The sequence below is a fragment of the Micromonospora sp. NPDC002389 genome (genome assembly GCF_040296095.1).
Taxonomy (GTDB): Bacteria; Actinomycetota; Actinomycetes; order Mycobacteriales; family Micromonosporaceae; genus Micromonospora.
Window position 1 is genome coordinate 1 of the sequence record NZ_JBEOWP010000005.1, and the last position, 26,905, is coordinate 26,905.

Annotated in this window: 20 protein-coding genes; 10 read left to right on the top strand and 10 right to left on the bottom strand. The window is 72.3% G+C overall.

Annotation, left to right across the window (positions count from 1 at the left end):
• The coding region (locus ABT008_RS11135) for an acyl-CoA dehydrogenase family protein (protein WP_350695627.1) at nt 1-898 on the bottom strand (898 nt) is incomplete at its 3' end.
• A 252-nt stretch (nt 899-1,150) separates the two neighbouring features.
• Here ABT008_RS11135 and ABT008_RS11140 point away from each other — a divergent pair.
• Both ABT008_RS11140 and ABT008_RS11145 read left to right on the top strand, forming a co-directional pair.
• The gene (locus ABT008_RS11140; RefSeq protein WP_350695628.1) at nt 1,151-2,578 is read left to right on the top strand and encodes a UDP-glucose dehydrogenase family protein; all 1,428 of its coding nucleotides are present in this window, start codon (nt 1,151-1,153) and stop codon (nt 2,576-2,578) included.
• Nucleotides 2,579-2,922: 344 nt separating this feature from the next.
• The gene (locus ABT008_RS11145; protein WP_350695630.1) at nt 2,923-8,223 is read left to right on the top strand and encodes an SCO7613 C-terminal domain-containing membrane protein; all 5,301 of its coding nucleotides are present in this window, start codon (nt 2,923-2,925) and stop codon (nt 8,221-8,223) included.
• A 78-nt stretch (nt 8,224-8,301) separates the two neighbouring features.
• On the opposite strand, the gene purE is transcribed toward ABT008_RS11145, so the two are convergent.
• The 3 genes from purE to ABT008_RS11160 all read right to left on the bottom strand — a co-directional run bounded on the left by purE (nt 8,302) and on the right by ABT008_RS11160 (nt 12,183).
• The gene (gene purE, locus ABT008_RS11150) at nt 8,302-8,790 is read right to left on the bottom strand and encodes a 5-(carboxyamino)imidazole ribonucleotide mutase (RefSeq protein WP_350695631.1); all 489 of its coding nucleotides are present in this window, start codon (nt 8,788-8,790) and stop codon (nt 8,302-8,304) included.
• 118 nt (nt 8,791-8,908) lie between these two features.
• Complete coding sequence (locus tag ABT008_RS11155; protein WP_350695633.1) at nt 8,909-10,090, bottom strand: 5-(carboxyamino)imidazole ribonucleotide synthase; 1,182 nt, start codon at nt 10,088-10,090, stop codon at nt 8,909-8,911.
• A 53-nt stretch (nt 10,091-10,143) separates the two neighbouring features.
• Nucleotides 10,144-12,183, bottom strand: a complete 2,040-nt coding sequence (locus ABT008_RS11160) for a thioredoxin domain-containing protein (protein WP_350695634.1) — start codon at nt 12,181-12,183, stop codon at nt 10,144-10,146.
• A 153-nt stretch (nt 12,184-12,336) separates the two neighbouring features.
• Between ABT008_RS11160 and ABT008_RS11165 the strand changes: the two genes are divergently transcribed.
• Together ABT008_RS11165 and ABT008_RS11170 are read left to right on the top strand one after the other, a co-directional pair.
• Nucleotides 12,337-12,771: a restriction system modified-DNA reader domain-containing protein gene (locus ABT008_RS11165; RefSeq protein ID WP_350695636.1), complete on the top strand. Its 435-nt coding sequence runs from the start codon at nt 12,337-12,339 to the stop codon at nt 12,769-12,771.
• Between the two features lie 195 nt (nt 12,772-12,966).
• Entirely contained in the window at nt 12,967-13,644 is a 678-nt protein-coding gene (locus ABT008_RS11170; protein WP_350695638.1) for a hypothetical protein, read from the top strand.
• A 140-nt stretch (nt 13,645-13,784) separates the two neighbouring features.
• On the opposite strand, the gene ABT008_RS11175 is transcribed toward ABT008_RS11170, so the two are convergent.
• From ABT008_RS11175 to mca, 3 genes are all read right to left on the bottom strand, one after another.
• Nucleotides 13,785-16,325 carry a putative bifunctional diguanylate cyclase/phosphodiesterase gene (locus ABT008_RS11175; protein WP_502890400.1) on the bottom strand — a complete coding sequence of 847 codons (2,541 nt, stop codon included), beginning with the start codon at nt 16,323-16,325 and terminating at the stop codon, nt 13,785-13,787.
• Between the two features lie 179 nt (nt 16,326-16,504).
• Nucleotides 16,505-16,801, bottom strand: a complete 297-nt coding sequence (locus ABT008_RS11180; RefSeq protein WP_350695640.1) for a hypothetical protein — start codon at nt 16,799-16,801, stop codon at nt 16,505-16,507.
• Between the two features lie 48 nt (nt 16,802-16,849).
• Nucleotides 16,850-17,734, bottom strand: a complete 885-nt coding sequence (gene mca / locus ABT008_RS11185) for a mycothiol conjugate amidase Mca (protein WP_350695642.1) — start codon at nt 17,732-17,734, stop codon at nt 16,850-16,852.
• A gap of 202 nt (nt 17,735-17,936) precedes the next feature.
• On the opposite strand from mca, the gene ABT008_RS11190 reads away from it, so the two are divergent.
• Both ABT008_RS11190 and greA read left to right on the top strand, forming a co-directional pair.
• Nucleotides 17,937-18,371 (top strand): DUF4307 domain-containing protein, encoded by a 435-nt coding sequence (locus ABT008_RS11190; RefSeq protein ID WP_350695644.1) that lies wholly within the window; start codon nt 17,937-17,939, stop codon nt 18,369-18,371.
• Between the two features lie 270 nt (nt 18,372-18,641).
• A complete protein-coding gene (gene greA / locus ABT008_RS11195) occupies nt 18,642-19,139 on the top strand; it encodes a transcription elongation factor GreA (RefSeq protein ID WP_350695645.1) in 498 nt (165 codons plus the stop codon).
• A gap of 64 nt (nt 19,140-19,203) precedes the next feature.
• Here the strand turns inward: greA and ilvA are convergent, their stop codons facing one another.
• From ilvA to ABT008_RS11210, 3 genes are all read right to left on the bottom strand, one after another.
• Entirely contained in the window at nt 19,204-20,424 is a 1,221-nt protein-coding gene (ilvA, locus tag ABT008_RS11200) for a threonine ammonia-lyase (RefSeq protein ID WP_350695647.1), read from the bottom strand.
• A 165-nt stretch (nt 20,425-20,589) separates the two neighbouring features.
• The gene (locus tag ABT008_RS11205; RefSeq protein WP_350695648.1) at nt 20,590-21,999 is read right to left on the bottom strand and encodes an amidase; all 1,410 of its coding nucleotides are present in this window, start codon (nt 21,997-21,999) and stop codon (nt 20,590-20,592) included.
• A 16-nt stretch (nt 22,000-22,015) separates the two neighbouring features.
• Complete coding sequence (locus ABT008_RS11210) at nt 22,016-23,158, bottom strand: cystathionine gamma-synthase (RefSeq protein WP_350695650.1); 1,143 nt, start codon at nt 23,156-23,158, stop codon at nt 22,016-22,018.
• Nucleotides 23,159-23,256: 98 nt separating this feature from the next.
• Between ABT008_RS11210 and ABT008_RS11215 the strand changes: the two genes are divergently transcribed.
• From ABT008_RS11215 to ABT008_RS11230, 4 genes are all read left to right on the top strand, one after another.
• The gene (locus tag ABT008_RS11215) at nt 23,257-23,583 is read left to right on the top strand and encodes a hypothetical protein (RefSeq protein ID WP_350695652.1); all 327 of its coding nucleotides are present in this window, start codon (nt 23,257-23,259) and stop codon (nt 23,581-23,583) included.
• A 126-nt stretch (nt 23,584-23,709) separates the two neighbouring features.
• Nucleotides 23,710-24,132 carry an HIT family protein gene (locus tag ABT008_RS11220; RefSeq protein ID WP_350695653.1) on the top strand — a complete coding sequence of 141 codons (423 nt, stop codon included), beginning with the start codon at nt 23,710-23,712 and terminating at the stop codon, nt 24,130-24,132.
• 73 nt (nt 24,133-24,205) lie between these two features.
• Nucleotides 24,206-24,868, top strand: a complete 663-nt coding sequence (msrA, locus tag ABT008_RS11225) for a peptide-methionine (S)-S-oxide reductase MsrA (protein WP_350695655.1) — start codon at nt 24,206-24,208, stop codon at nt 24,866-24,868.
• A gap of 251 nt (nt 24,869-25,119) precedes the next feature.
• Nucleotides 25,120-26,904: an N-acetylglutaminylglutamine amidotransferase gene (locus tag ABT008_RS11230; RefSeq protein WP_350695656.1), complete on the top strand. Its 1,785-nt coding sequence runs from the start codon at nt 25,120-25,122 to the stop codon at nt 26,902-26,904.
• Nucleotide 26,905: the final 1 nt, after the last annotated feature.

The following is a 26,905-nucleotide window of genomic DNA, read 5'->3' on the forward strand; positions in this document are numbered from 1 at the left end:
CCTCCAGCTTCATGCCCATGTCGGCGAGCATGAACTGCACACCCTGGAACTCGGCGATCGCCTTGCCGAACTGCTTGCGCTCGGCGACGTACCCCCTGGCGTAGTCGAGCGCACCCTGCGCGATGCCGAGCGCCTGCGCGGCGATGGTGACCCGAGTGTGGTCCAGCGTCTTCATCGCGGTGCCGAAACCGGTACCCTCGGCGCCGATCATGCGGTCGGCCGGGATTCGCACGCTGTCCAGGTACACCTCGCGGGTCGGCGACCCCTTGATGCCCAGCTTCTTCTCCGGCGCACCGAAGCTGACGCCCGGATCGGACTTCTCGACCACGAAGGCGGAGATGCCCCGGGAACGCGCGGTCGGGTCGGTGACGGCGAAGACGGTGTAGAACTCGGACACCCCGGCGTTGGTGATCCACCGCTTCACGCCGTTGAGGACCCAGGTGTCGCCGTCGCGCACCGCCCGGGTGGTCATCGACGCCGCGTCGCTGCCGGCCTCCGGCTCGGAGAGGCAGTACGAGAACATCGCCTCGCCGGCGGCGACCGGGGTCAGGTAGCGGCGCTTGAGATCGTCGGAACCGGCCAGCAGCAGCGGCATGGTGCCGAGCTTGTTCACCGCCGGGATCAGGGAGGACGAGGCACAGGCCCGGGCGACCTCCTCGATCACGATCGCGGTGGCCAGCGCGTCGGCACCCGCCCCGCCGTACTCCTCGGGAATGTGCGGGGCGTGGAAGTCGGCGGCCCGCAACGCGTCGTAGGACGCCGTGGGGAACTCACCGGTCTCGTCGGCCTCGGCGGCCTGTGGCGCCACCTTCGCCGTACAGACCTCACGGACGGCTTCCCGGATCGCCTGGTGCTCCTCGGGCAACCGATACACATCGAACGACTGCTCTGCGGGCATGCCGGCCCCTCCCCTTCAGCGCTACTATGCGCAGTCTGTAGCGTCACCTGGACGGCCATCGCGCAGACTGAAGGATAGTCACCACCGTCCGAGAAATGTTACCGGCGCGTAGGCTAAGCCGGAACGGCGCATCGACGCCGCTCGGCGATGATGGAGCACAGACAGCAGAACGACCCCCCTCCGGTGCCCCGCCAGGTGCCGCAGCGGACCGCGACGCGACCACGCGCCGCCAGTGCGAGCGGAGAGACAGGCGTGACCATCCCGTACCCGAACACCCAGCCGATGCCCGCCATCGCCTCGGTGACACCCCCCTCGGGTGCCTCCCGACCTCGGGTGACCTTCCTGGGCACTGGCTATCTCGGCGCGACCTACGCCATCTGTTACGCCGAGCTCGGCTACGAGGTGCTCGGATTCGACGTCGACGCCGACAAGATCGCCAAGCTCAACGCGGGTGAGGTGCCGATCCACGAGCCCGGCCTGGACGAGCTGCTCCGGCGCAACCTGGCCGCCGGGCGGCTGCGGTTCAGCACCGACATCGCCGAGACCGCCGACTTCGGCGACGTGCACTTCATCTGCGTCGGCACCCCGCAGCGCGCCGACGGCATGGGCGCCGACCTGTCGTACGTCGAGGCGTCGGTCACCGGCCTGGCCCAGCACCTGACCCGCAAGGCGCTGATCGTGGGCAAGTCCACCGTCCCGGTCGGCACCGCCGAGTGGGTGGAACAGCTCGTGGGCAAGCACGCCTCCATCGACCTAGGCGTCGAGGTGGCCTGGAGCCCCGAGTTCCTCCAGGAGGGCTTCGCCGTCGACGACGTACTCCGGCCGAACCGGATCGTGGTCGGCGTCAAGAGCGACTGGGCCAACGGCATGCTCTACGCCGCGCACAAGGGCGTCTTCGACCTGGCCGCCACCGAGGACCGCGAGGTGCCCCTGGTGGTCACCGACTTCGCCACCGCCGAGCTGGTCAAGGTCGCCGCGAACGCCTTCCTGGCCACCAAGATCTCCTTCATCAACGCGATGGCCGAGGTCTGCGAGGCGGCCGGCGGCGACGTCACCCAGCTCGCCAAGGCCATCGGGTACGACCCCCGCATCGGCAACCGCTTCCTCCAGTCCGGGCTCGGCTTCGGCGGCGCCTGCCTGCCGAAGGACATCCGCGCCTTCCAGGCCCGGGCCCAGGAGCTGGGCGCGGGTGAGGCGCTGCGCTTCCTGCACGAGGTCGACCTGATCAACCTGCGTCGACGGACCCGGGTACTCCAGCTCGCCGCCGACCTGCTCGGCCGCCGGTCCGGTCCGGCCGGCCCGGACCTATCCGGCACCCGGATCGCCGTCCTCGGGGCGACCTTCAAACCCAACACCGACGACGTACGCGACGCGCCCGCGCTCGCCGTCGCCGCGCTGCTGCACAAGGCCGGTGCCGAGGTGCACGTCTTCGACCCGCAGGGCATGGAGAACGCCCGCCGGGCGGTGCCGGAGCTGACCTACGAGCCGGACATCAACGCGGCGGTGACCGGTGTCGACCTGGTCTGCGTCCTCACCGAGTGGGCGGACTTCCGCAACGCCGACCCGAGCGCGCTCGGCGAACTGGTCACCGGGCGGCGCGTGGTGGATGCGCGTAACTGCCTCGACTCGGCACTGTGGACGCAGGCGGGGTGGGAGTATCGGGGGATGGGGCGGCCCTGATCTTGTTTTCGGTTGTTGGGGTGGGGTTTTCCGGGGGAGCCCACCCGCTCCGGGCGGTCAGGCTTGATCCCTGCGCGGGTGGGCTCCCCCGGAAAACCTGACTTCCCGCAGTCTGCGTGAGTCGGTCCATCCCCGGCGCGGGGTGAGATCGGGGCCTTCGCTTCGCTCGGCGGGCCGGGTGGCTCGGCGGGCCGGGTGTGGCTCCGTCCGGTGGGTTCGGGTCGGGGGGTTCGGCTCGGGGCTGGTCGATCTTGGGTGTGTGACCCGCCGACAACGGTCGAATTCCTGGGCTGCATTGGGCATGCTGCGACAGTGGGAATCCACACTGCGGGTGGAGGGGTGTCGTGGCGAACTTTCAGTGCTCCTCGTGCGGCCAGGAGATCAAGCCGGCCGTCCGCTGCCCGCGCTGCGGTGCCCACCAGCCACAATGGGCCGAGCACCTGGCGGACATCGAGCGGTCCATCGCGGAGATGAAGGCCCGTGAGGCCGCCATCGCCAGTGAGCAACGGCAACTCGCGTCCAAGATGCAGGCCGCGATCTTCCAGCGGGACATCCTCGCGCACGCCGGCAACTCGGGTGACGAACGTCTCAAGCAGTCCGGCCGGTCACGCCGCGTGTTGCGCCGCCGCCCGCCGCGCACCGCCCCGGGCGACGGCACCACCACCACGGCCGCGACGACCGACCGCACCACCCCGCCGCCACGGCGGCAGCCCACCGACGACGCCACCGAAGCGACGCGTACGCCACCGGGCGACGGTGCCACCTCGACGGCCCGCATGCCTGCCGGCGACGACGCCACCGGGTCCACGCGCGTCCCCACCGATGACGGTGTCACCGGCTCGACGCACAGGCCCACCGGAGACGGTGTCACCGGTCCGACGCGCATCGCCGACGACTCCCCCGGGACGACGCGCGCGCCGTCCGGTGACGGTGCCACCCGGTCGACGCGGACGCCGGCCGGTGACGGCGGCACCTCGACGGCCCGCAAGCAACCCGTCGACGGCAGGCGTCGGCCGCCCATGGACGGCAGCAGCCGGGCGACGTACGGCCCGGCCGGTGGTGACGCCCCGCCACGGGTGCCCCGGCAGGGTGCCGCCTTCGGGGCCGGCGAGCCGCCTCCGGACGCGCCGGTCTGGCTGGACGCCGACGACCCGGAGCACCCGCCGGAAGCCTCCTCGCGCGAGGTGCAGAACATCCCGCTCGGGCTCGGCGCACTGCTGCTCGGGGTGGCCGCGGTGGTCTTCGCGGTGGTCGCGACCAGCTCGATGGACGCGTTGTCCCGGCTCGGCATCCTGCTGCTCGCCACCGTGCTCATGCTGCTCGCCCCGCCGGTGCTGGTCCGGCGTGGACTGACCTCCACCGCCGAGACCATCGCGGCGGTGGGCCTGCTGTTGGTGCCGCTGGCCGGGTACGCACTCTGGGCCGTCGACGCGATCGGCGCCGGGGGTGCCTCCGGCGCGGTCTTCGCCGGAGTGATCTTCGCGGTCACCGCCGCCGTCTCGGTCGGGTACGCCGGCTGGACGCGACTGCGCGCACCCCGCTTCGCGACCGTCCTGGCCGCCCAGCCGGTGGTGCCGCTGCTCGCGTACGACCGGATCAGCGGACCAGTCGGCTGGGCGCTGGTGCTGACCGTGGTGGCCCTGCTCGACCTCTGGTTGGCCCGCTCCCCGGTCACCGTGGAGCAGCTGCCCGCCGACGAGCCGAGCCCACCCGGCCGAACGCCCCCGCCCCGCCAGCGGCAGGCCGAGGGACGGCCCGAAGGAGCGCCGGAAGAGGCCGGTGAGCTGCTCAACCCGATCAACGCCGGGCGTACCGCCACGCCTACCCGGCCGGTACCCGGGCTGCGGGAGCTGACCTGGGTCCTGCACGGCGTCGCGGTCGCGGTCGCCATCGCGTACGCGGTGACCGCCCTGGTGCAGGCCACCACCGTGCCGGGCGCCACCGTGGCCGGTCTGGTGCTGCTGCTGGCCGCCGCCGTCTGCCTGGCCGGGACGCTGGTGCTTCGACGGCCGCCGCTGCCCGACATCGGTGCGGGCGTGCTCACGTTGGCCGTCATCGGCGCGCTCGGCCGGATCGCCTCGGTGGCCCTGCCCGGCCGCGCCCTGCTGCTGATCGCGGCCGTCATCACGGTTACCGGCCTGGCCGTCCGGGCGGTGCCGGAGTCCGCCCGCCGTGGCCCGCAACTCGCCTCCGCGATCGCGTTGACGGTCACCGGGGTGCTGGTCGCCGGCAGCGCCCTGCGGGCCGGGCTCGCCCCCATCCAGGCCGCCCTGCCGGCCTGGGCGGCGGACCTGGACCGGTACCCGGCCGAACTCGCCGCATCGGTGGGACCGGCCGCCTGGCAGCTCGCCACCAGCGCCTTCCTGCTGACCGTGGCCGCCGTGCTGGCCCTGCCGCCGGAGATCCGCCGCGAGTTCGCGGTGACCGGTGCCGCGTTGACCGCGCTCGCCGTACCCGCCTCCTTCGGGCTGTCCTGGGCGTTGGCGCCCTGGCCGATGGTGGTGACCGCGATCGGGATCGGGGCGGTCGGCCTCTCCGCCCGTACCCCCCGGGCCGCCCTGGCGCACGCGATCGCCGCCACCGGCGTCGGTCTGGCCGGTGCCGGCGCGGCCCTGGCCCGCCCGGCGTCGACCGCCGCCGTGCTGCTCGCCCTCGTGCTGGCCGGCATCCTGATCGCCGCCGCGCCCCGGATCCGGCTCGCCCCGGCGACGGCCGACACCGTCTCCGCCTGGGCTGCCGGAGGCGCGGCCTTCGCCCTGCCCGGAGCGGTCGCCGCCTTCGTCGCGGCGACCCTGCCCACCGACCCGATACTCACTCCCGCAGCGCTGCGGGAGGTGACCGTCCCGGTGCTGGCGGCCAGCTTCCTCGCCGTCTGCGTCACCCTCGGCTACGCGGCCATCGTGCAGGTGTCCCAGCGCCACATTCCGACGCCGTTGTCGGTGGGTACCGGCCTCGGCGCGCTGGTGGTCGCCGCCGCCGGTTTCGGCGCACCGGGCGCCACCGTGGCCGACGCCTGGGTGGGCGCGCTGCTGCTGGTCTCCGCCGTGCTGCTCTTCCTGGCCCCGTCGATCGACAGCGGCCGTCGCGCCGACGCCACGATGGACGGCTCCGACCTGGCCGCCGCAGCGGTCACCGCGGCGCTGGTCGCCACCCTGCTGCGGATCGGCACGGTGCTGGCACCGGGCGGACAACTCGCGGTCGCCGCCGCGCTGGTCCTGGTGGTCTCGGTGGCCGCGCGGGCCATGCCCGAGCAGTGGCGGCGCGGACCGGTGCTCGGCCTCGCCGTCGGCGGGGTGCTGATCGGGCTGCTGGCCGGGTGGATGGCGCTGCGCGGTGGCGTGGGCGTGCTGGCCACCCCCGGCCCGATCTGGAACGGCGACCTCACCGGCTGGCCCGCCGCACCGACCGGCGGTACGACGTGGCAGGGACCGATCGCACTGCTGCTGCTCGCGCTGGCCGCCGGCATCCTGCTGCCGTCGCCCTGGCGCTACGACGTCGCCAACGCGGCAGTGGTGCTCGCCACCATCGGCGCCGCCGCCGCGTTCAACCTGAGCTGGTGGTCACCGGTGGTGATCGGTGCGATGGTCGCCGCCGTCCTCGGCATGGCCGCGGTCGCCGCCGTCGACCCCCGGGCCGGGCTGTCCCGGATCACCGCCGCCGGGGTGGTGGCGCTGCACGCCACCGGCGCCGGTCTGGTCCGGCCGTGGACGACCGCGCTGGCTCTGGCCAGCGTGGTGCTGATCGGTGCGGTGGTGGCGGCGCTCGCCCGGTCGATGGCGGAGCCGCTGGTCGACGACATCCACGTCGAGGGAATGCCGCCGCACCTGGCGCAGATCGGCGGAGCCGGCACCGGTGCCGCGCTGCTGGCGCTGCCCGGCGCCACCGCCGCCCTGGCCGTCGAGTTCGGGCACCCGACCCAGGTGGTGCTGACCGCCGGCCTGGCCGCGTCCAGTCTCGGGCTGGCCGCCATCGCCGCCGTCCGCCGCCAGGTCCCGCAGTACCTGCCCTGGGCGAGCGCCGGGGTGGTCGGCGGGGCGAGCGTGACCGCGCTGGCCGCCGTGCCCGTGCACCTGCCGATCGGCGTGTACGCCGCCGCCGCAGCCCTGCTCGGGGTGCTCGCCGAACTGGTACGGGGGGCCACCGAACCACCGGTCGGCGCGGCGCAGCCGGTGCGTCGGTGGACGGTCCTGCTGGACGGCGCCCTGCGCCGGCTGCCCGACGACGGCGGACGGCGTCGGTGGCGGGTCAGCCCCGCCGCCGGGGCGCTGGCCGCCGCCACCCTGCCGGTCATCCTGGCACTGGTCTCGATCGCCCCGGCGCTGCTGGCCGCGCTGGTCGACCCGCACCGCACGCTCAGCCGGATCTGGCAGGGGCCCCCACCGGAGCTGCTGAACCCTCCGCCGGCCGCGGTGAACCCCACCCATGTGCTCACCGCGCTGCTGCTGACCGTGACCGCAGCCCTGGCCGCCACCGGGTTCAGCGGCGGTCGGCGTACCCGGGCGGTGCCGGTGGTGCTGCCCGGCGCCGCGGTGACCCTGCTGATCGCCCCGGTCGCGCTCGGCAGCGGCTGGCCGGCGAGCACCCTCTCGGCGTTGGCGGTGTTCGCCATCTCGATGCTGGGGCTGGCACTGACCCCGCCGCCCCCGATCGAGGAGCGGGCCCGGTCGATCCGGCTGGCCCGGGTCCTGGTCTTCGTGATCGGGCTGGCCGCCGGTGGGGCGGGACTCGCCGGCAGCCTCGCCACCCGGGAGCTGACCCTGTTCACCCTCGCCGGTGGGGTCGCCGTCGGGGTGGTCGCCGCCCTGTACGGCACCACCTCCCGGGCGCGCATCCTCGGTTGGCTGTTCGCCTCGCTCAAGGCGCAGCTCCTGGTGCTCACCGCCGGGCTGGTGGCAGGTCTCGCCCCGGTCTGGTCGGCGTTCGGCGTACTCGCGGTCGGTGCGGCCCTCCAGGTCTTCGCCGCCATCCTGCCCCGGTTCCGTCGCCCCGAGGCACGGCGCGAGGCGGCGACGGTGGAGTGGAGCGGGTACGCCGCCGCACTGATCGCGCTGGCACTGGCCTTCGACTCGCCCCGGCACATCGCCGCCCTGCTGGCCGCCTGGGGTGCGGTCCTCGGGCTCGCCGCCACCCGGCCCGGTCGACGGCCGATGGAACGCCGCATCCTGTTCTGGGGCGTGGTGATCTGCGAGATCACCGCCTGGTGGATCCTGATGTGGGTCGCCGACGTGGCGCTGCCCGAGGCGTACACGCTGCCGTTCGCGGCGTTGGCGCTGCTGGTCGGGGTGCTGGAGTTGCGGCAGCGGGCCGACCTGAGCAGTTGGGTCGCGTACGGGCCGGCGCTGGTCGCGGCCTTCGTACCCACCCTGGCGATCGTGCTGGCCACCGACTCCAGCACGCTGCGGCAGGTGCTGTTGCTGCTCGGTGCGGTGGCGGTGCTGGTCTTCGGCTCCATGACCCGTCAGCAGGCGCCGGTGATCGTCGGCGCGGTGGTCACCGCCATCGCCGCCGTACACGCCCTGTTCAGCCTCGGGCCGTGGCTGGTGCTGATTCCGGTCGGTCTCCTGCTGCTCGTGCTCGGCGCCAGCAACGAACGCCGCCGCCGCGCCCAGGAACGCCTCCAGACGGCGCTGCGCGGCATGCGGTAACCGGGCCGGGTGGATGTAAGGAGGGGTCCCCTGCTAACGCCTCGTGCATAGCAGGGGACCCCTCCTAACACAGCGCTCCTACAGCGAAGCGCGCAGAGCCGCGTCCTTCTCGGCGACGAGCTGCTCCAGATCCGCCTGGTACGCCGACATCCGATCGACGAGCGCCGGCTCACCGATGCCCAGGATGCGTACGGCGAGCAGCCCGGCGTTGCGCGCGTTACCGATCGACACCGTGGCCACCGGCACCCCCGCCGGCATCTGCACGATGGACAGCAGCGAGTCCAGGCCGTCGAGGTGCTTCAACGGCACCGGCACGCCGATCACCGGCAACGGCGTGACCGAGGCGATCATGCCGGGCAGGTGGGCAGCACCACCGGCACCCGCGATGATCACCTTCATGCCCCGCCCAGCGGCGGCTCGACCGTAGTCGATCATCTTCACCGGAGTCCGGTGGGCCGAGACCACCTCGACCTCGTACGGCACCTCGAACTCGGCGAGCACGTCGGCAGCCGCCTTCATGGTCGGCCAGTCCGAGTCGCTACCCATGATCACACCGACGGTGCTCACGCTGTTCTCCCTCTCGTTCACACCTGCGGGGCCCGCACGGTCACTCCGCAGCATCGCGGAGCCGGTGACGGACGGCCCGTACGGTCACTTCGCGGCGTCGCGCGGACGACGCGTACGGTCACTCCGCGCCGTCGCGGAGCCAGCGGGCGGCTCGTGCGGCCCGGGCGCGTACCTCGTCCAGGTCGTCGCCGAGCACCGTGACGTGCCCGATCTTGCGACCGGGACGGACCTGCTTGCCGTACAGGTGCACCCGGGCGGTCGGTACGGCGGCGAAGAGGTGGTGCAGCCGCTCGTCGATGGACATTCCGCCGGGCTCGCCACCGAGCACGTTCGCCATCACGACCACCGGCGCGGTCAGCCCGGTGTCGCCCATCGGGTAGTCGAGCACGGCCCGCAGGTGCTGCTCGAACTGCGACGTCCGGGCGCCCTCGATGGTCCAGTGCCCGGAGTTGTGCGGGCGCATCGCCAGCTCGTTGACCACGATCCGGCTGCCGCTCGGGGCCGCCGGATCGGCCACCTCGAACAGCTCCACCGCGAGCAGGCCCACCACGCCGAGCGCGGTGGCCAGGTCGATGGCGAGCTGCTGGGCCGAGACCGCCAACTCCTCGGCGAGGTCGGGCGCGGGTGCCAGCACCTCGACACAGATGCCGTCCCGCTGCACCGTCTCCACCACCGGATAGACCGCGACCTGCCCGAACGGTGAGCGGGCCACCTGCACCGCCAACTCCCGGCGCAACGCCACCCGCTCCTCGACGATGAGCTTCGTCCCGCCGTCGAGCAGGGTCCGCACCAGGTCGTCGGCGACGGCGGCGTCGGCCACCGGCCACACGCCCCGGCCGTCGTACCCGCCGCGGGCCGCCTTGAGCATCACCGGCCAGCCCACCTCGTCGCCGAAGGCCACCACGTCGGCCGGGGCGGTGATGGGTCGCCAGGCCGGGTTGGGCGCGCCGAGCCCGCCGAGCCGCTCCCGCATGACCTGCTTGTCCTGGGCGTGCACGAGTGCGTCGGCGGGCGGGAACAGCTTCACCCCCTCGGCGGTGAGGGTGCGGATGTGCTCGGTGGGCACGTGCTCGTGGTCGAAGGTGACCACGTCGCAGCTCTTGGCGAACGTGCGCAGCGCGGCCAGGTCGGTGTGGTCGCCGTACTGGACGTCGGCGGCGACCAGCGCCGCGCCGTCGTCCGGGGTGAGGGCGAGCACGCGCAGCGACTGGCCGAGGGCGATCGCGGCCTGGTGGGTCATCCGGGCCAACTGGCCGCCACCCACCATGCCGACAACAGGCAGACCGGTACGGGAATCCATAGCGGCGTCAGCCTATCCGGGCCGATCGGGGTGCCGGCCAGCGGACACCGGTGTCAGCGCAGTTGCGCCACCAGGTCGTCCACGCCGCTCACCGGCCGTTGGCAGACGAAACCCCGGCAGACGTACGCGGCGGGCCGCCCGTCGAGCAGCGGCCGACCGGCCAGCAGCGGCACCCCCGGCTGGTCGGGCTGCCCGGCGACGATCACCGCACCGGGTGGGGCGTGCCGGTACGCCGCCGCGACCAGCGGATCGTTCGCCGGGTCCCCGGTGACCACCGCGATCTCGACCGGGCCGGCGAGCAGCGCCTCGCCCACGGTGGCCGCGTACCCGGTGAACCGGGCGTGCCGCCCGACGATCGGCGCGACGGTGGCCAACGCCGCCTCGGCCGCCTCCCGGTACCGGTTCTCCCCGGTCAGCGCCGCGTAGCTGACCAGGGCGGCGGCGATGGCGGAGCGGCCGGAGGGGGTGGCGTTGTCGGTCGGGTCGGCGGGCCGGGCCACCAGGCGCTCCGCGTCGTCGGCGGTGTCGTAGAACGCCCCGTCGGGTGCGGCGAAGTGCGTCAGGGCGGCGTCCAGCAACTGGCCGGCCAGCTCCAGCCACCGCCCCTCGCCGGTGACCTGGTGCATGGCGCAGAACGCCTCGGCCACGCAGCCGTAGTCCTCCAGCACACCGGCCGGCTCACCGACCCGGCCGTCCCGGGAGGCGCGGCGCAGCCGCCCGTCCACCACGTGCACCCGGGCCAGGTGCTCGGCGGTGTTGCGCATCGCGCCGTCGGCGACGATGACGACCCCGTCGAGCAGGTTCGCCTCGCCCTCGGTGCCGATCCGGCCGGCGGTCTCGACCAGCCGGACGAACTCGGCGAGCGCGGTGACGGCCAGCCCGTTCCAGGCGGCCACCACCTTGTCGTCGCGGGCCGGCTGCGGGCGGGTGTCACGGACGGCCAGCAGCCGTCGGACCACGTCCTGCCAGCGGGCGCGGACCTCCGGGGCGGCGTCGTCGACGTCCCGGGCCAGCCGCAGCACGCTCTTGCCGTGCTCGAAGGTGCCGGATTCGACGACCGTGAAGAGGTCGGCGGCCCAGCGGCCGTCCTCCTCGCCGAGCGCCTCGACCAGTTGGGCCGGCGTCCAGGCGTACGTGAGCCCTTCGACGCCCTCGGTGTCCGCGTCCAGCGCCGAGGCGAAGCCCTGGCCGGGACGGTGCAGCTCGTCGGCGAGGAACCGGGCGACGTCCCGGGCCACCCGCAGCGCCAGCGCGTCGCCGGTGAGCCGCCAGAGCTGCGTGTAGACCCGAAGCAGCAGGGCGTTGTCGTAGAGCATCTTCTCGAAGTGCGGCACGGTCCAGTGCTCGTCCACCGCGTACCGGGCGAAGCCACCGGCGAGCTGGTCGTGGATGCCGCCCCGGGCCATCGCCTCGCAGGTGTGCCGGACGATCTCCAGGCTCCGCGCCGAGCCGGTGCGCTGGTGGTGCCGCAGCAGGAAGAGCAGGTTCATGTGCGGCGGGAACTTGGGGGCACCGCCGAAGCCGCCGTGGGTCTCGTCGTACTCGTCGGCCAGTTGGTCGGCGGCGGCGTCGAGCAGGTCGGCGGTGAGCGGGGCGGTGGGCCCGCCGACGGCCTGGGCGCCGCCGATCGCCTCCACCACCGCGGCGCCCTGACGCAGTACGGCGTCGCGCTGGTCCCGCCAGGCGGTGCCGATCGACTCCAGCAGCCGGACGAAGTTCGCCCGGGGGAAGTACGTCCCGCAGAAGAACGGGGTGCCGTCCGGGGTGGCGAAGACCGTCATCGGCCAGCCGCCCTGGCCGGTCATCGCCTGGGTGGCGGTCATGTAGACGGCGTCGACGTCAGGCCGCTCCTCGCGGTCCACCTTGATCGACACGAAGCCCTCGTTGAGCAACTTGCCGACGCCCGCGTCCTCGAACGACTCGTGCGCCATGACGTGACACCAGTGACACGCGGAGTAACCGACCGAGATGAGCACCGGCACGTCACGGCGCTTGGCCTCGGCGAACGCCTCCTCGCACCAGGGCCACCAGTCGACCGGGTTGTCCGCGTGCTGGAGGAGGTACGGGGAAGTGCTGCCAGAGAGCCGATTCACGACTCCCACCCTCTCACGCCGAGGCTTCACGCTGCTGGCGTGGCTTCCTCCTCGGCCCGCCGTAGTCGGTCAGCGCTGCGGCGGGCACAGCTCAATCTTCAAATCGTCAGGTAAGCTAGCGGAGCTGCGACGATCGGGAGACTGGGGACCCTAATGGCAAGACGCACCATCGAGGTCGATGACGAAGTGTTCGCCTTCCTGCAGCAGCACTGCGAGCCACTGGTCGACACACCGAACGATGTGCTGCGCCGCCTGCTTCTCAGGGAAGACTCGGAGGAACCGCAGGAAAGAGCCGCACCAACCACAAGGCGCTTGCCGCAACGGCCAGGAGCCCTGTTGCCTTTGATCAACGCCGGCGTCCTCACCCCCGGAGACGTTCTGCGGCACGAGCAACCGAGACGACGCATGGTTCACGAGGCAACCGTTACGCCGCGAGGCTGGCTAAAGCTTGCGGACGGAAGGTCGTTCTCAACTCCGTCACGAGCACTTGCGGAGCAGACCGGCACGACGATCAACGGCTGGACCTACGTCCACGTGCCGAGCGGCAAGTCGCTCTATGAACTCCGGAGCAAGATCGAGCACAGCTAGGACTTGCGCTGCCAATCGTCGGGCCCTACGATTGGCAGCGTAGGCTCCGGTGATCATTCCTTAGAACAGCCCGCAGCCCATCTGATCGGGACTTAGCGCATACAAAACCCCGGCGGCATGCCCTCGCAGGCAGAGGCGGACCGGGGTCTTCGTGCTCAACGATAGCGCAATTTGACCAGGAGCGGGAGACGGGGCATGCAACCGGAAGAGCTGGCGGCACTCGAACAGCGCCTCTCACCTGAGCGCCTTGGTCCGTACAAGCTGGCATGCGGCGGCGATCTGCGGGCAGCACTCGCGCTGTATCAGTGGAACGTCGAGGTCACGGCAGCGCTCTCGGCAACCTTGGGCCACGTCGAAGTGCTGTTACGAAACGCCATACACTGCGAACTCGAAGCCTGGTCTGCCCGAACCTTCGGCGAGCGATGCTGGTATCTCAATCCCCGATCTTCAGCGCTACCGAACGGTTTCCTGTCCGCCGAGGCGATCGGAGACATCGCCAAGGCGAGGGCTCGTGCCGTACGTAACGGACGGCCCGAAACGCCTGGACGCGTCGTCGCAGAACTGAACCTTGGTTTTTGGCGATTTCTTCTCGCTCGTCGGTACGACCGTGGGCTGTGGCATCCCTGCCTTCACAAGGCCTTTCCTCGTCAGCGGCGTGCAGCGGTCTTCGATGCGGTCGGCTCGCTACACGAGGCACGAAACCGGATGGCCCACCACGAACCGATGTTCAATCGGCCCCTGGTCAGCCTGTACCAAACTTCGCTGCAAGTCGCCGACTGGATCTGTCCCACGAGTCGACGCTGGGTCGAGCAGGGCAGCCGGGTCATCACCGTTCTCACGGCCCGGCCGCCCTTGGCCGGCAACCCACAATGACTGACGCGGCGTAGCGGATTACCAGCGGGTCGCCACGGACGGGTGGCAGCCTTGATGCGGCGCGCTTCGCTGCCATATGCCGGCTGACGCACTACTGCCGCCCGTCCGTCCCGTCCAGGAGGCGGACAGGCGGGTCGCGGTCAGGAGGCGCCGTCGGCGCGCAGCGGCAGGACGTTGCTGGGACTCTGGCGGGACAGGGAGCCGAGCACGGCACCGATCTTGTCGGCGGGCATCGGCTTGAAGAAGTGGTAGCCCTGGGCGGCGGTGCAGCCCAGCTCGGCCAGCGCCGACCGCTGGGCGGCGGTCTCCACGCCCTCGGCCACCACCCGCAGCCCCAGCTCGTGGGCCAGCCCGACGGTGCTGCGGACGATCGCCGCCGCCTCCGGCGAGTCCGCCATCCGGAGTACGAACGACCGGTCCACCTTCAACTCGTCGACCGGGATCCGGGTGAGGAAGGCCAGTGAGGAGAAGCCGGTGCCGAAGTCGTCCACGGCCAGTTGCACGCCCATCGACCGGAGCGCGCTGAGCACCTGGTCGATGACCTCCAGCTCGCTCATCACCACGGTCTCGGTGATCTCCAGGACCAGCCGGTCGGCCGGGACCTGGTGCCGGCGCAACGCGTCGGCGATCTCCGCCGGCAGGCGGTGGTCGAGCAGGCTGCGGGCGGAGAGGTTGACCGAGATCGGGATGTCCAGGCCCTCCCGGGCCCAGCCGGCCGCCACCCCGAGCGCCTTGTCCAGCACGTAGCGGGTGAAGCTGCCCAACTGCTCGCTGTTCTCCACCGGCCGGATGAAGTCGGCCGGCCCCAGCCAGCCCCGGCGCGGATGTCGCCAGCGGATCAGCGCCTCCACCCCGGTCGGCGCGCCGGTGGCCAGGTCCACGGCCGGCTGCAACACCAGCACGAGCTGATCGTCGGTCAGCAACGCCTCCCGCAGCTCGGCGAGCAGCGCCAGCTGGTCGGTGCTGGCCGCGTCCCGGGAGCCGTCGTACGCCGCCACGCTGCCGCCACCGGACTTGGCCTGGTACATCGCGATGTCGGCCCGGCGCATCAGCTCGGTCAGGTCGGCGGTGCCGGCCGACGCCACCACCACGCCGACGGACACCTCGACGGACATCCGTACCCCGGCCACCTCGGTCGGCGCGGCCAGCCGCTCGGTGATCTCGCGGGCCTGGCGCAGCGCGTACGCCATCGGGGCGGTACGGTCGCCGAGCACCGGGACCGAGGTCAGCAGCAGCGCGAACTCGTCGCCGCCGAGCCGGGCGAGCAGGTCGCCTCCGCGGGTCAGAGCCCCCAGCCGGTTGGCGGTCAACCGCAGGAGCTGGTCACCGGCGGCGTGCCCGAGCGTGTCGTTGACCTCCTTGAACTGGTCGATGTCGAGCAGCAGCAGGGCCACCGGGTGGTCGTGCCCGAGTTTCCGCAGCGCCTGGTCGCCCTGGCCGAGCATGGCCGTCCGGTTGGCCAGCCCGGTCAGCGGGTCGTGCACCGCCTCGTACGAGGAACGCGCGGTGACCACCCGCAGCTCACGGTGGGTGGCCGCGTCGTGCAGGGCGGCGGAGAGCGCCTCGGCGAAGGCGACCAGCGCGTGCCGTTCCCGGTCGGTGGGCGGCGCCGTGCGGGGCAGCCGGACCCGTAGTCGGCCGACCCGGTTCTCGCCGACCGACAGGTCCCGGAGCAGTTCGTCCGGGGAAGGCTCGTCGTCGCCGGGTGGCGCGATCTCCCGGTCGACCACCTGACCGCTGGGATCGCCCCGGTAGCGGCGCCAGCGACCGTCGCCCCGGACCACCTCCACGTCCACGAGCTCCGCCTCGAACACGGTGAGCGCGCCGGTCACCCCGGCGGTCGCCACACCACGCTCGTCGAGCTGGTTGAGCGCCGCCGTCGCCTCCGCGAACGACCGCCAGGTACGCCGTTCGCGCTCGTCGCGCAGCCGCTGCCGGTAGGTCTGGTGGAGCAGCCACAGCGGCGCGGGCAGCAGCACCAGCCACCGTGGATCGAACTCGATCAGTGCCACCACGAGCAGGGCGGCCACCACGTTGCCGACGAACATCAGCAGCTTGCCCCGCAACGCGCCCAGCAGCGGTCGCCCGATCGGCATGTCGTGTCGCAGCGCCAGCATGACCCCGCCGAGCCAGGCACCGGCCAGCAGGTACGTGAGGGCACCGGCGGCGACGGCGAGCGCGAGCGCCGGGGTCGGAGTGGCCAGCAGGGGTTCACCAAGCGAGGTGGTGACCGACACCGCGAGGGCGACGGCGGCGGTCTGGGACGCGGCGATGCGCACCACGTCCCAGGTGGACCTGCCCTCGTCCACCACGGACAGGATGGTCCAGGCCAGCATCATGCCGATCAGGGCCGCGCCCGGCAGCCATCCGGGCGGCACCAGATAGAGGCAGACGATCAGCGCGGCCTCGGCCCAGGTGATGGAGACCACCCCGGCGGCGGCCCGGAACCGCAGCCGGGCCAACTGCGACAGTGCGAAGAGTGCGATCGCGATGCCGAAGCGGGTCAGCCCGCCGTACGGCCCGAACGGGTCGTCGGCCGGCAGCCCGACCGGCACGCTGAGCCCCACCACGGCGGCCACCACGGCGGTGAGGACGACGGCGGCCGTCAGCAGGTGCACCCCGATCGGGGTGCGACGGCCCTCCGGCCGGTCGAGCGGATGACCGGCCCTGCCGGAGGTCACCGACCCACTCCCGCCGGGCGGTAACAGGGCGCGCGGAGGGCCGAAACGACTGCGATGGTCATCGGCGCCCCCTCCCGCGCACGGCATGAGGACGTCTGGTCCTCCCGGCGGAAGGCTAAGCCAAACCGGAAGGTCGCAACAGGGGGCGACCATCCGGTTCAGCGTGAATCATGCCCCGATCAGCCGTCGCGACCCTGCTGACGCCGGTTGGGAGCGTCACCGGATGAATCCAGCATCACGTTCTCATCTGTCGGATCACCGACCGTTCGCTGCGCGGTGCCCGACTCGGCGGGGGCGGGCTCCTGACCGGGGAAGTGGTCGGGCAGGCGGCGCAGCCGGGAGTTCATGTTGCGGATCAGCAGCACGGTGGCGGTGCCCAGGACGAGGATGAGGAACAGGCCCATCGGACCGGCCAGGCCCCCCGTGCGGGTGTCCCCGAAATTGTTCTGGGCGAGCACCTGAGCAGCGGTCAACATGGGATTCCTCCGGAGTGCGATGTCCGACCAGGGTAGCCCGCCGCCGGATCAGCGGGCATGGGCCGTCTCCCGGATGCCCGCGAACAGGTCCGACTCGGGCAGCGGCGAGTCGACCAGCGAGCGTACGAGCTGGAAGTCCTCCGTCGGCCAGGCGCGCTGTTGCAGCTCCATCGGCACCTGGAACCAGAAGCCGTCCGGGTCGACCTGGGTGGCGTGGGCCCGCAACGCGTCGTCCCGGACCGGGAAGTGTTCGGCGCACTCGACCCGAGTGGTGATCCGGGGCCCCTTGTCCGGCCGGTCCTCCCAGCGGGTGATCCACTCCGCGTACGGCGACTCGGCGGCGCCGGTGGCCAGGACCGCCTCGTGCAGGGCGAGGATCTTGCCCTTGGAGAAGCCGATGTCGTAGTAGAGCTTGAGCGGCTGCCACGGCTCACCCAGCTCGGGGTAGCGCTCCGGGTCACCGGCCGCCTCGAAGGCCGCCACGCTGATCTTGTGGCACATGATGTGGTCCGGGTGCGGGTAGCCGCCCTCCTCGTCGTACGTGGTGACCACGTGCGGGCGGAACTGCCGCATCAGGCGGACCAGCGGACCGGCGGCCACCTCGACGTCCTGGAGTGCGAAGCAGCCCTCCGGCAGCGGCGGCAGCGGGTCGCCCTCGGGCAGGCCCGAGTCGACGAAGCCCAGCCAGGCCTGCTCGATGCCGAGGATGGCGCGGGCCGCGTCCATCTCCGCCCGGCGGATGTCGGCGATGTTGGCCCACACCTCGGGCCGGTCCAGCTTGGGGTTGAGCACACTGCCCCGCTCGCCGCCGGTGCACGTGACGACGAGCACGTCCACCCCCTCGGCGACGTATTTGGCCATGGTCGCGGCGCCCTTGCTCGACTCGTCGTCTGGGTGCGCGTGCACGGCCATGAGCCGGAGTTGTTCTGCCACGGTCGGCGCTCCTCGTCTCTGCCCCACCGGCGGGCCACGGGCCACACCGCTGACCTGCCGGAATCCTCCCCCGTCGCGGTCCCGGCCCGTACCGGCCTGTCATATTTGACCCCAGGACCAGCAATGCCCGATCGGACAGGAACGACGGCGCTCTGCCATTCTTGCCGATGGGCCCGACAACGACGCCAGGAGATACCCGCCGGTGACCGAGACGCACGCCACACCTGCATCGACCGCGCCGGTGTTCCCGCCCGGCCGGTACGGTCGCCGCCGCACGCCGGGTCGACGTCGGCGCCTGCTGACCACGCTGCTGGTGATCGCCGTGCTGGTGGCGCTCACCGCCGTCTCGTTCCGGCTCTACCGGCAGTACGGCGACCCGGCCTACGACGCCCAGGTGATCACCTACGGCGAGATCACCGACCAGCAGGTGGTGGTCAACTTCCGGGTGAACCTGCCGGCGGGCGGCTCGGCGGTCTGCGCGCTGCGGGCCCGGGACCACGCCGGGGCGGAGGTGGCCCGGGAGGAGATCCCGGTGACCGCCGCCGACGGGCAGCGCAGCGTCACCGTCCGGCACACGCTCGCCACCAGCGCCCGCCCCTTCATCGGCGAGGTCGTCCGCTGCCGACCGGCGGTCTGAACCCATCCGGAACGGCCGGTCGCACCCGCCGGGACGGCAGGCCGAACGCCCGCGCGACGACGGGCCGGACCCACCCGTGACGGTGGCCTGAACCCGTCGCGACGACGGGCCGGACCCACCCGGCCTGCGGCGGGGAGGCGACGGTCGAGTCGCCGCGCGGCCCGGGGCCGCCCAGCGCACCAGCGTGATCACCGACACTCCTTGTCGTACGGCACTGGTAACTTGGAGGTTCACCTGTCAGCCAGCCCGCACAACCGAGGAGGACCGCCTGTGTCCAATGGCAACGAGGCGCCCGCCACCTGGCTGTCCCAGGACGCCTACGACCGCCTGAAGGCCGAGCTCGATGAGTTGATCGCCAACCGGCCGGTCATCGCCGCCGAGATCAACGCGCGGCGCGAGGAAGGCGACCTGCGCGAGAACGGCGGCTATCACGCCGCCCGTGAGGAGCAGGGCAAGGCCGAGGGGCGCATCCTCTACTTGAAGGAGCTGCTCCGCACGGCCCAGGTCGGCGAGGCGCCGACCGTCGACGCCGTGGCACCCGGGATGGTCGTGACGATCTACTTCGACGACGACGCCGACGACACAGAGACCTTCCTGCTCGGTTCGCGGGAGATCGCCTCGACCACCGATCTCACCGTCTACAGCCCCGAGTCGGCCCTCGGCCAGGCGATCCTGGGCGGCAAGGCGGGCCAGGCCTGCACCTACACCGCGCCCAGCGGCGCGGACATCAAGGTGACCGTGGTCAGCTTCGAGCCCTTCTCCGGCTGAGCCACCCGCCGCCCCGGCAAGGGTCGGCCGTCGCAGCAACCCAGAGGCGTGACACCGGGCGGTGTCACGCCTCTGGTGCGATCGAGACCTGGTAGCCGCTGGCCCGCAACGCACTGATCAGCGTGTCCGAGTGCTCCACGCCCCGGGTCTCCACCGACAGCGCCACCTCGACCTCACCGAGGCGCAGGTGCGGATTGGCCCGCTGGTGCTCCACGTCCACCACGTTGGCCCGGTGCTCGGCGATCTGCCGCAGCAGCGAGGCGAGCTGCCCGGGCCGGTCCGAGCAGCGGACGGTCACCCGGAGATAGCGCCCGGCCGCCGCCAGGCCGTGCTCGATGACCCGCAGCATCAGCAGCGGATCGATGTTGCCGCCGGAGAGGACCGCCACCACCGGCGGCTCCACCTCGACCGCCCCGGCCAGCAACGCGGCCACCCCCACCGCGCCGGCCGGCTCCACCACCTGCTTGCCGCGCTCCAACAGCATCAGCAGCGCCCGGGAGATGTCCTCCTCGGTGACCGTGACGATCTCGTCGACGAGCTTGCGGACGTGGGTGAAGGTGACGTCACCGGGTCGACCGACCGCGATGCCGTCGGCGATGGTGGAGAAGTCGGGCAGGCGTACCGGCTCACCGGCCACCAGTGAGGGCGGAAAGGCCGCCGCGCCCGCCGCCTGGACCCCGATCACCCGGACGTCGGGGCGCAGCGCCTTGGCGGCCACCGCCATCCCGGAGACCAGCCCGCCGCCGCCCACCCCGGTGACGATCGTCCTGACCTCGGGGCACTGCTCCAGGATCTCCAACGCGACCGTGCCCTGGCCGGCGATCACGTCCCGGTGGTCGAACGGGTGGATCAGCACCGCGCCGGTGCGCTCCGCGTACGTCTGCGCCGCCACCAGGGATTCGTCCACCGTGGCGCCGACCAGCTCCACCTGGGCGCCGTACCCCTTGGTGGCCGCCACCTTCGGCAGCGGCGCGTTCACCGGCATGAAGACCGTGGCGTGCGCGCCGACCAGCCCGGCGGCGAGGGCCACCCCCTGCGCGTGGTTGCCGGCGCTGGCCGCCACCACCCCCCGCTCCCGCTCCGGCGCGGACAGACGGGAGATCCGCACGTACGCGCCGCGCACCTTGTACGACCCCGCGCGCTGGAAGTTCTCGCACTTGAGCCAGACCGGCCCGCCGAGCGCCGCGCTCAGCGGACGGCAGGGTTCCAGCGGGGTGGTGCGGGTGACCTCGGCGAGCAGTTCCCGCGCCGCCCGCACGTCGTCCAGGCTGACCAGTTCCGTCATGCCCCGATCGTGCCACCCGCCCCACCGGGGTCCCTCACGGCCCGGACCGGCGCGGACGCCGACCAGGGCACGTCCGGTACGGCGGCGGCCGGCGTCCACCGGCCGCGCCGGCCACGTCGACCGAGCCGCCCTCGTCGGCCGAGCCACCCGCGGCGGTACGCACGGTCACGCGCTTGCCGGTGACCCCGTTCCGACGCGCGGGTAGCCGGGTGCGTGCCGGGGCCACGGGGCCGCCATCTCGAACTGGCCGGCGACGCCGAGCAGCAGCAGTTCCGACCCGGGCGGCCCGACCAGTTGCACGGCCAGCGGCAGGCCGTCCGGACGGCGACCCACCGGCACCACCAGTGCGGGCAGCCCGGCGATGTTCCACGGTGCCGCGTACGGGGCGTACCTGATGTTGACCAGCATGTTGGCCCGCCAGGACCGGGACGACCAGCTCGTGGCCGGCGGCGGCGCGCTGGCCAGCGCCGGGGTGAGCAGCAGGTCGACCGAGTGGTCGGCGAAGAAGCCGATGGACCGCTCACGCCAGGCCGACCGGTCGGCCTCCCGGACGTACCCGCGCCGCCAGGCCCACTCGCCGAACGTGACGTGCCGGCGGCTACGGGGTTGCAGGTCCCGCCGGTCGATGCCGGCGGCCCGCACGTCAGCGGCGGCGGCGGCGAACCAGGTGGCGATGCCCTGCAAACCGAGGGCGGTCGGATAGACCGGGTCGGCCGGGACGGCGTCGTGCCCGGCGGCGGCGAGCAGCCGACCGGCGGCGGCGACCGCGTCGCGGTTCGGTGCGTCCGGCGAGACCCCGCGCACCGGGGAGCGCAGCGACACCCCGACCCGCAGCCGCTGCGGCGGGACCAGCTTCTCCTGGGCCCGGCCGGCGAGCACCTGGAAACCCACCGCCGCGTCGGCGACCGTGGTGGCGAGCATGCCGTGCTCGGTCAGCCCGAACCAGTCCTCCGCGCCGAGCTGGCAGGGCACCACGCCCCGGCCGGGCTTCAGGCCGACCAGACCGCAGCAGGCCGCCGGTATGCGGATCGAGCCGAGACCGTCGTTGCCGTGGGCGATCGGCACCAGCCCGGCGGCGACCGCCGCCGCCGCGCCGCCCGACGAGCCGCCCGGGGTACGCCCCAGGTCCCAGGGGTTGCGGGTGACCGCGGTGCCGTCGTCGGTCACCCCCCAGAGGCCCAGCTCGGGCATCCGGGTGACGCCGAGGATCACCGCGCCCGCGCCGCGCAGCCGGCGGACCACCTCGTGGTCGGCCTCGGCCACCGGGGTACGCACTGCGGCCGAACCGTTCCAGGTGGGCACCCCGGCCACCGGGGTGTTCTCCTTGACCGCCACCGGCACACCGGCCAGCGGCAGGTTGCCCAGGTCCTCCTGCTCGTCGACCTTCTCCGCCTCGGTGACCGCCTCCCCGCCGCGTACCGTCCGGAACGCGGCGAGGTCGACGTCGGCCTTCGCGACGTGGTCGAGATGGTCGGCCAGGACCTGGGTGGCGGAGACGTCGCCCCGCCGTACGCCCCGGGCGATCTGTTTGGCGGTCGCCCCGACCCAGGTCGGCATGATGTCCTGCACGGCCACCCTCCCCAGCCAGCGGTCAGCCCAACGCCTGCTCCAGATCGGCGAGCAGGTCTTCGACCGTCTCGATGCCGACAGACAGTCGCACGAGATCGGAGGGAACTTCAAGCGGCGAGCCGGCAGCGCTGGCGTGTGTCATCCGACCCGGGTGTTCGATCAGGGATTCCACCCCGCCGAGGGACTCCGCGAGCACGAAGAGTCGGGCCCGGTTGCAGATCTCGACGGCGTGCTCCTCACCCCCGGCCGCCCGGAACGAGATCATGCCGCCGAACCGGCGCATCTGCTTGGCGGCCACCTCGTGACCGGGGTGCGACGGCAGGCCCGGATAGAGGACCTCGGCCACCTTGGCGTGCCCGTCCAGGTAGCCGACGATCCGTTCGGCGTTGTCGCAGTGCCGGTCCATGCGTACCCCGAGGGTCTTGATGCCGCGCAGCGTCAGCCAGGCGTCGAACGGGCCGTTCACCGCGCCCATGGCGTTCTGGTGGTAGCGCAGTTCCTCGCCGAGCCCGGCGTCGGCCGCCACCAGCGCCCCGCCGACCACGTCGGAGTGACCGCCGACGTACTTGGTGGTGGAGTGCACGACCACGTCCGCGCCGAGGGCGATCGGCTGTTGCAGGTACGGCGAGGCGAACGTGTTGTCCACCACCAGCAGCGCCCCGGCGTCGTGGGCGACGGCGGCCAGGGTCGCGATGTCGGCGATGCCGAGCAGCGGGTTCGTCGGCGTCTCCAGCCAGACCACCTTGGTGGTGCCGGGCTGGATCGCGGCCCGCACCGCGTCCGGGTCGGAGACCTTCGCCGGGGTGTACGTCAGCCCCCACCGCTGGGCCACCTTGGCGAACAGCCGGTACGTGCCGCCGTACGCGTCGTCCGGGATCACCACGTGGTCGCCGGGACCGCAGACGGTCCGCAGCAGCGTGTCCTCGGCGGCCAGCCCGCTGGCGAAGGCGAGACCGACCGGCCCGCCCTCCAGCGCGGCCAGGCACTCCTGGAGCGAGTCCCGGGTGGGGTTGCCGGAACGGCTGTACTCGTATCCGAGCCGGGGCGCACCGACGGCGTCCTGGGCGTAGGTGCTGGTCTGGTATATCGGTGGGATCACCGCGCCGGTGCGGGCCTCCGGGTCCTGGCCGGCGTGGATCGCGAGCGTCTCGAAGCCGTGGGTCATGACGCAGACGTTAGTCCTCCCCCGCGTCCCAGCGTATGGGAGCCGACTCACCGATTCGCCCGGCCCACGATGTCGGACCTGTGGGCGATACTGGGCGGGTGAACTCGACCAAGACCCTGCCATCCCGCCTGATCGGCGCGGCCGAGCGCGTCCCGCCCTCGCTGTCGCTGCTGGCCGGGCCGGCCAACGGTCGCGTCGCCCTGCCGGTGCGGCTGGCATGGTCCGGTCTGACCGAGTTCGACGTGAGCGACGCACGGCAGCGTCTGACGCTGTATCGCACGTTGTTGGACTGCGGCCAGCGTGAGGACATCGTGCGCTACGTCAACGCCGCCCTGCTGCGTGCCGACTGGCCCCGGATCCGGCGGTTGACTTCCCGACGCCTGGTTGCCCTCTGGGAGCGGCAGCTCCCAGAGTTGGCCACCTGACCAATGGACGAACTGCATCGACGGTTGTTGCGCGTCGGCTTCGACGCCGGCAACGATCTCGGCTTGGTTCTCGCTGGTGGCTACGCTCTGTCAGCGCACGAGCTGACCCGGCCATAACCTGAGCCGATGGCGGGATGTGTGTTCTGCGGGATCGTGGCGGGCGAGGTGCCGGCGTTCCGGGTGGTCGACACCGACGAGGGTGTGGCGTTCCTGGACACCCGTCCGGTGTTCAAGGGGCACGTGCTCGTGGTGCCGCGTACCCACCTGGTCACCCTCGCCGACCTGCCGCCGGAGTCACTCGCCGGCTATTTCGGGCTGGTCCGGCGGCTCAGCGTCGCGGTGGAGAGCGGTCTGGGCGCGGGCGGCACGTTCGTGGCGATGAACAACAAGGTGTCCCAGTCGGTGCCGCACCTGCACACCCACGTGGTGCCCCGGACCAAGGGCGACGGCCTGCGGGGCTTCTTCTGGCCGCGTACCCGCTACGCCGACGACGCCGAGGCGACCGCGTACGCCGAGCGCGTGCGGCACGCCCTGGCGGACAGCGCCTGAGCGAGCGCGGGGCGGGTAAGGAAGTGGGGTCCGCCGGTGTTGCACGCGGGGAAGGTACGAAAGGAGTTCCACCGTGTTCCTCCGCAGCATGAAGGCCGAGATGATCTCCCCTGACCGGGCCCTGCCCGGCCGCCCGATCGCGATGCCGGTCGCCGACCGGCACGAGGTCCTGGGCACCCCGCTCAAGGGGCCGTTCCCCGAGGGCTCCCAGGTCGCCGTGTTCGGCATGGGGTGTTTCTGGGGTGCCGAGCGGCTGTTCTGGACCCTCCCGGGCGTCTACACCACCTCCGTCGGATACGCGGGTGGCTACACCCCGAATCCGACCTACGAGGAGGTCTGCTCCGGCGGGACGGGGCACGCCGAGGTGGTCCAGGTCGTCTACGACCCCGCGACGATCAGCTACGAGGACCTGCTCAAGGTCTTCTGGGAGAACCACGACCCGACCCAGGGCATGCGCCAGGGCAACGACGTCGGTACGCAGTACCGCTCGACGATCTACACCACCACCGACGAGCAGTTCGCCACCGCCGAGGCGTCCCGGGAGGCGTTCGCGCCGATCGTGGCCCGCGCGGGCAAGGGCGAGATCACCACGGAGATCAGCCGCCTCGGCGACTATTTCCTTGCCGAGGACTATCACCAGCAGTATCTGGCACCGACCAAGAACCCGAACGGCTACTGCAACCACGGCCCGAACGGGCTGAGTTGCCCGGTCGGCGTGGCACGCACCACCGGCTGACCCTCTTGCGACCGGCTCGCCCGATGGGCGGGCCGGTACGCACCGGGCGCGATGATCCAAATTGCGGCGCTCGTCACAGGCCGACAGGCGGGGCAAGTCGGACAGATCTCCGCAGTCGGGCATCTTCTGCCCGCTCTCGCCGGCAGATGTCGTCCGGCTGATCGTGCGGGCGCGGATTCTAGCAATGCTGTTACACGACCGTCATGGTCTCAACAGGCGAATCGCAACAACCTCTGGCAGCATTGGCTCGCATGTGCGGACTGGCTGGGGAGTTCCGACGGGACGCGTCGCGTGCCGACGTCGGGACGGTGGAGCGAATGGCCGCCACGATGTGCGACCGGGGGCCTGACGGTGGTGGGGTGTGGGCCCAGGGACCGGTCGCCCTCGGCCATCGCCGTCTGAAGATCATCGACTTGTCGGCCGCCAGCGGCCAACCGATCGTCGACTCGGCCGCCGGCCTGACCGGCGTGTTCAACGGCTGCATCTACAACTACCGCGAGCTGCGCGCCGAACTGGCGGCCAAGGGCCACCACTTCTTCTCCAGCGGCGACAGCGAGGTCGTCATCAAGGCGTACGCCGAGTGGGGGCTCGACTTCGTCGACCACCTGATCGGCATGTTCGCCGTGGCGATCACCGAACGGGACACCGGCCGCCTGGTGCTGGCCCGGGACCGGCTCGGCATCAAGCCGCTCTACCTCGCCGAGTCGCCCGGCGTGGTGCGCTTCGCCAGCACCCTGCCCGCCCTGGTGGCGGGTGGCGGCGTGGACACCACCATCGACCCGGTGGCGCTCGCCCACTACCTCAGCTTCCACAGCATCGTGCCGCCGCCGCGCACCATCCTGCGCGGCGTCACCAAGCTGCCCCCGGCCACCGTCCGGGTCTACGAGCCCGACGGCGCCACCCACGAGCGCGTCTACTGGGACCCGTCCTTCCTGCGCCGGGACGAGCACTCCGGCTGGTCGGAGAAGGACTGGCAGGACGCGCTGCTGGAGTCGCTGACCACCGCCGTACGGCGCCGCATGGTCGCCGACGTGCCGGTGGGCGTACTGCTCTCCGGCGGCCTGGACTCCAGCCTGGTGGTCGCCCTGCTCGCCGGTGAGGGGCAGCGCGGTCTCTCCACCTTCTCGATCGGCTTCGACGCGGTCGGCGGCCGGGAGGGCGACGAGTTCCGCTACTCCGACGTGGTCGCCAAGACCTTCGACACCGACCACCACCAGCTCCGGATCGCCGCCCAGGACCTGGTGCCGCCGCTGGAGGCCGCCGTCGCGGCCATGAGCGAGCCGATGGTCAGCCACGACTGCGTCGCGTTCTACCTGCTCAGCCAGGAGGTCTCCCGGCACGTCAAGGTGGTCCAGTCCGGCCAGGGCGCCGACGAGATCCTGGGCGGCTACCACTGGTACCCGCCGCTGGCGGAGGTCGGTCGCGAGCAGGCTCTCGACACGTACGCCCGGGCCTTCTTCGACCGCGACGCGAGCGGCCTGGCCCGGGTGCTCAACCGGGAGTGGCTCACCGACGCCGACCCGGCGCGGGAGTTCGTCGCCGCACACCTGGCACGGGCCGGCGCGCAGACCGCCGTCGACGCCGGACTGCGCCTCGACACGCAGATCATGCTCACCGACGACCCGGTCAAGCGGGTCGACAACATGACCATGGCGCACGGGCTGGAGGCCCGGGTGCCCTTCCTGGATCACGAGTTCGTCGAACTGGCCGCCGCCTGCCCGCCGGAGCTGAAGTTGGCTCAGGGCGGCAAGGGGGTGCTCAAGGAGATCGGCCGCCGGGTGCTGCCACACGAGGTCATCGACCGGCCGAAGGGCTACTTCCCGGTCCCGGGCCTCACCCACCTGGAGGGCAAGCTCCTCGACCGGGTACGGGACGCGCTCTCCGCGCCCGAGGCCCGCCGCCGCGACCTGTTCCGCACCGATTACGTCAACGCCCTGCTCGACGCGCCCAACGCCGAACTGACCCCGTTGAACGGAAACAAGCTGTGGCAACTCGGACTCCTGGAAATGTGGCTCCAGAGCCACGGAATCGACTGAC

Excerpts from the sequence above, each read along its gene's own strand:
- ABT008_RS11155 (WP_350695633.1), bottom strand. The coding sequence starts at position 10,090 with ATGGATTCCCGTACCGGTCTGCCTGTTGTCGGCATGGTGGGTGGCGGC.
- ABT008_RS11165 (WP_350695636.1), top strand. The coding sequence starts at position 12,337 with ATGGCAAGACGCACCATCGAGGTCGATGACGAAGTGTTCGCCTTCCTG.
- ABT008_RS11170 (WP_350695638.1), top strand. The coding sequence starts at position 12,967 with ATGCAACCGGAAGAGCTGGCGGCACTCGAACAGCGCCTCTCACCTGAG.
- ABT008_RS11180 (WP_350695640.1), bottom strand. The coding sequence starts at position 16,801 with ATGTTGACCGCTGCTCAGGTGCTCGCCCAGAACAATTTCGGGGACACC.
- ilvA (WP_350695647.1), bottom strand. The coding sequence starts at position 20,424 with ATGACGGAACTGGTCAGCCTGGACGACGTGCGGGCGGCGCGGGAACTG.
- ABT008_RS11210 (WP_350695650.1), bottom strand. The coding sequence starts at position 23,158 with ATGACCCACGGCTTCGAGACGCTCGCGATCCACGCCGGCCAGGACCCG.
- ABT008_RS11220 (WP_350695653.1), top strand. The coding sequence starts at position 23,710 with ATGGCGGGATGTGTGTTCTGCGGGATCGTGGCGGGCGAGGTGCCGGCG.
- ABT008_RS11230 (WP_350695656.1), top strand. The coding sequence starts at position 25,120 with ATGTGCGGACTGGCTGGGGAGTTCCGACGGGACGCGTCGCGTGCCGAC.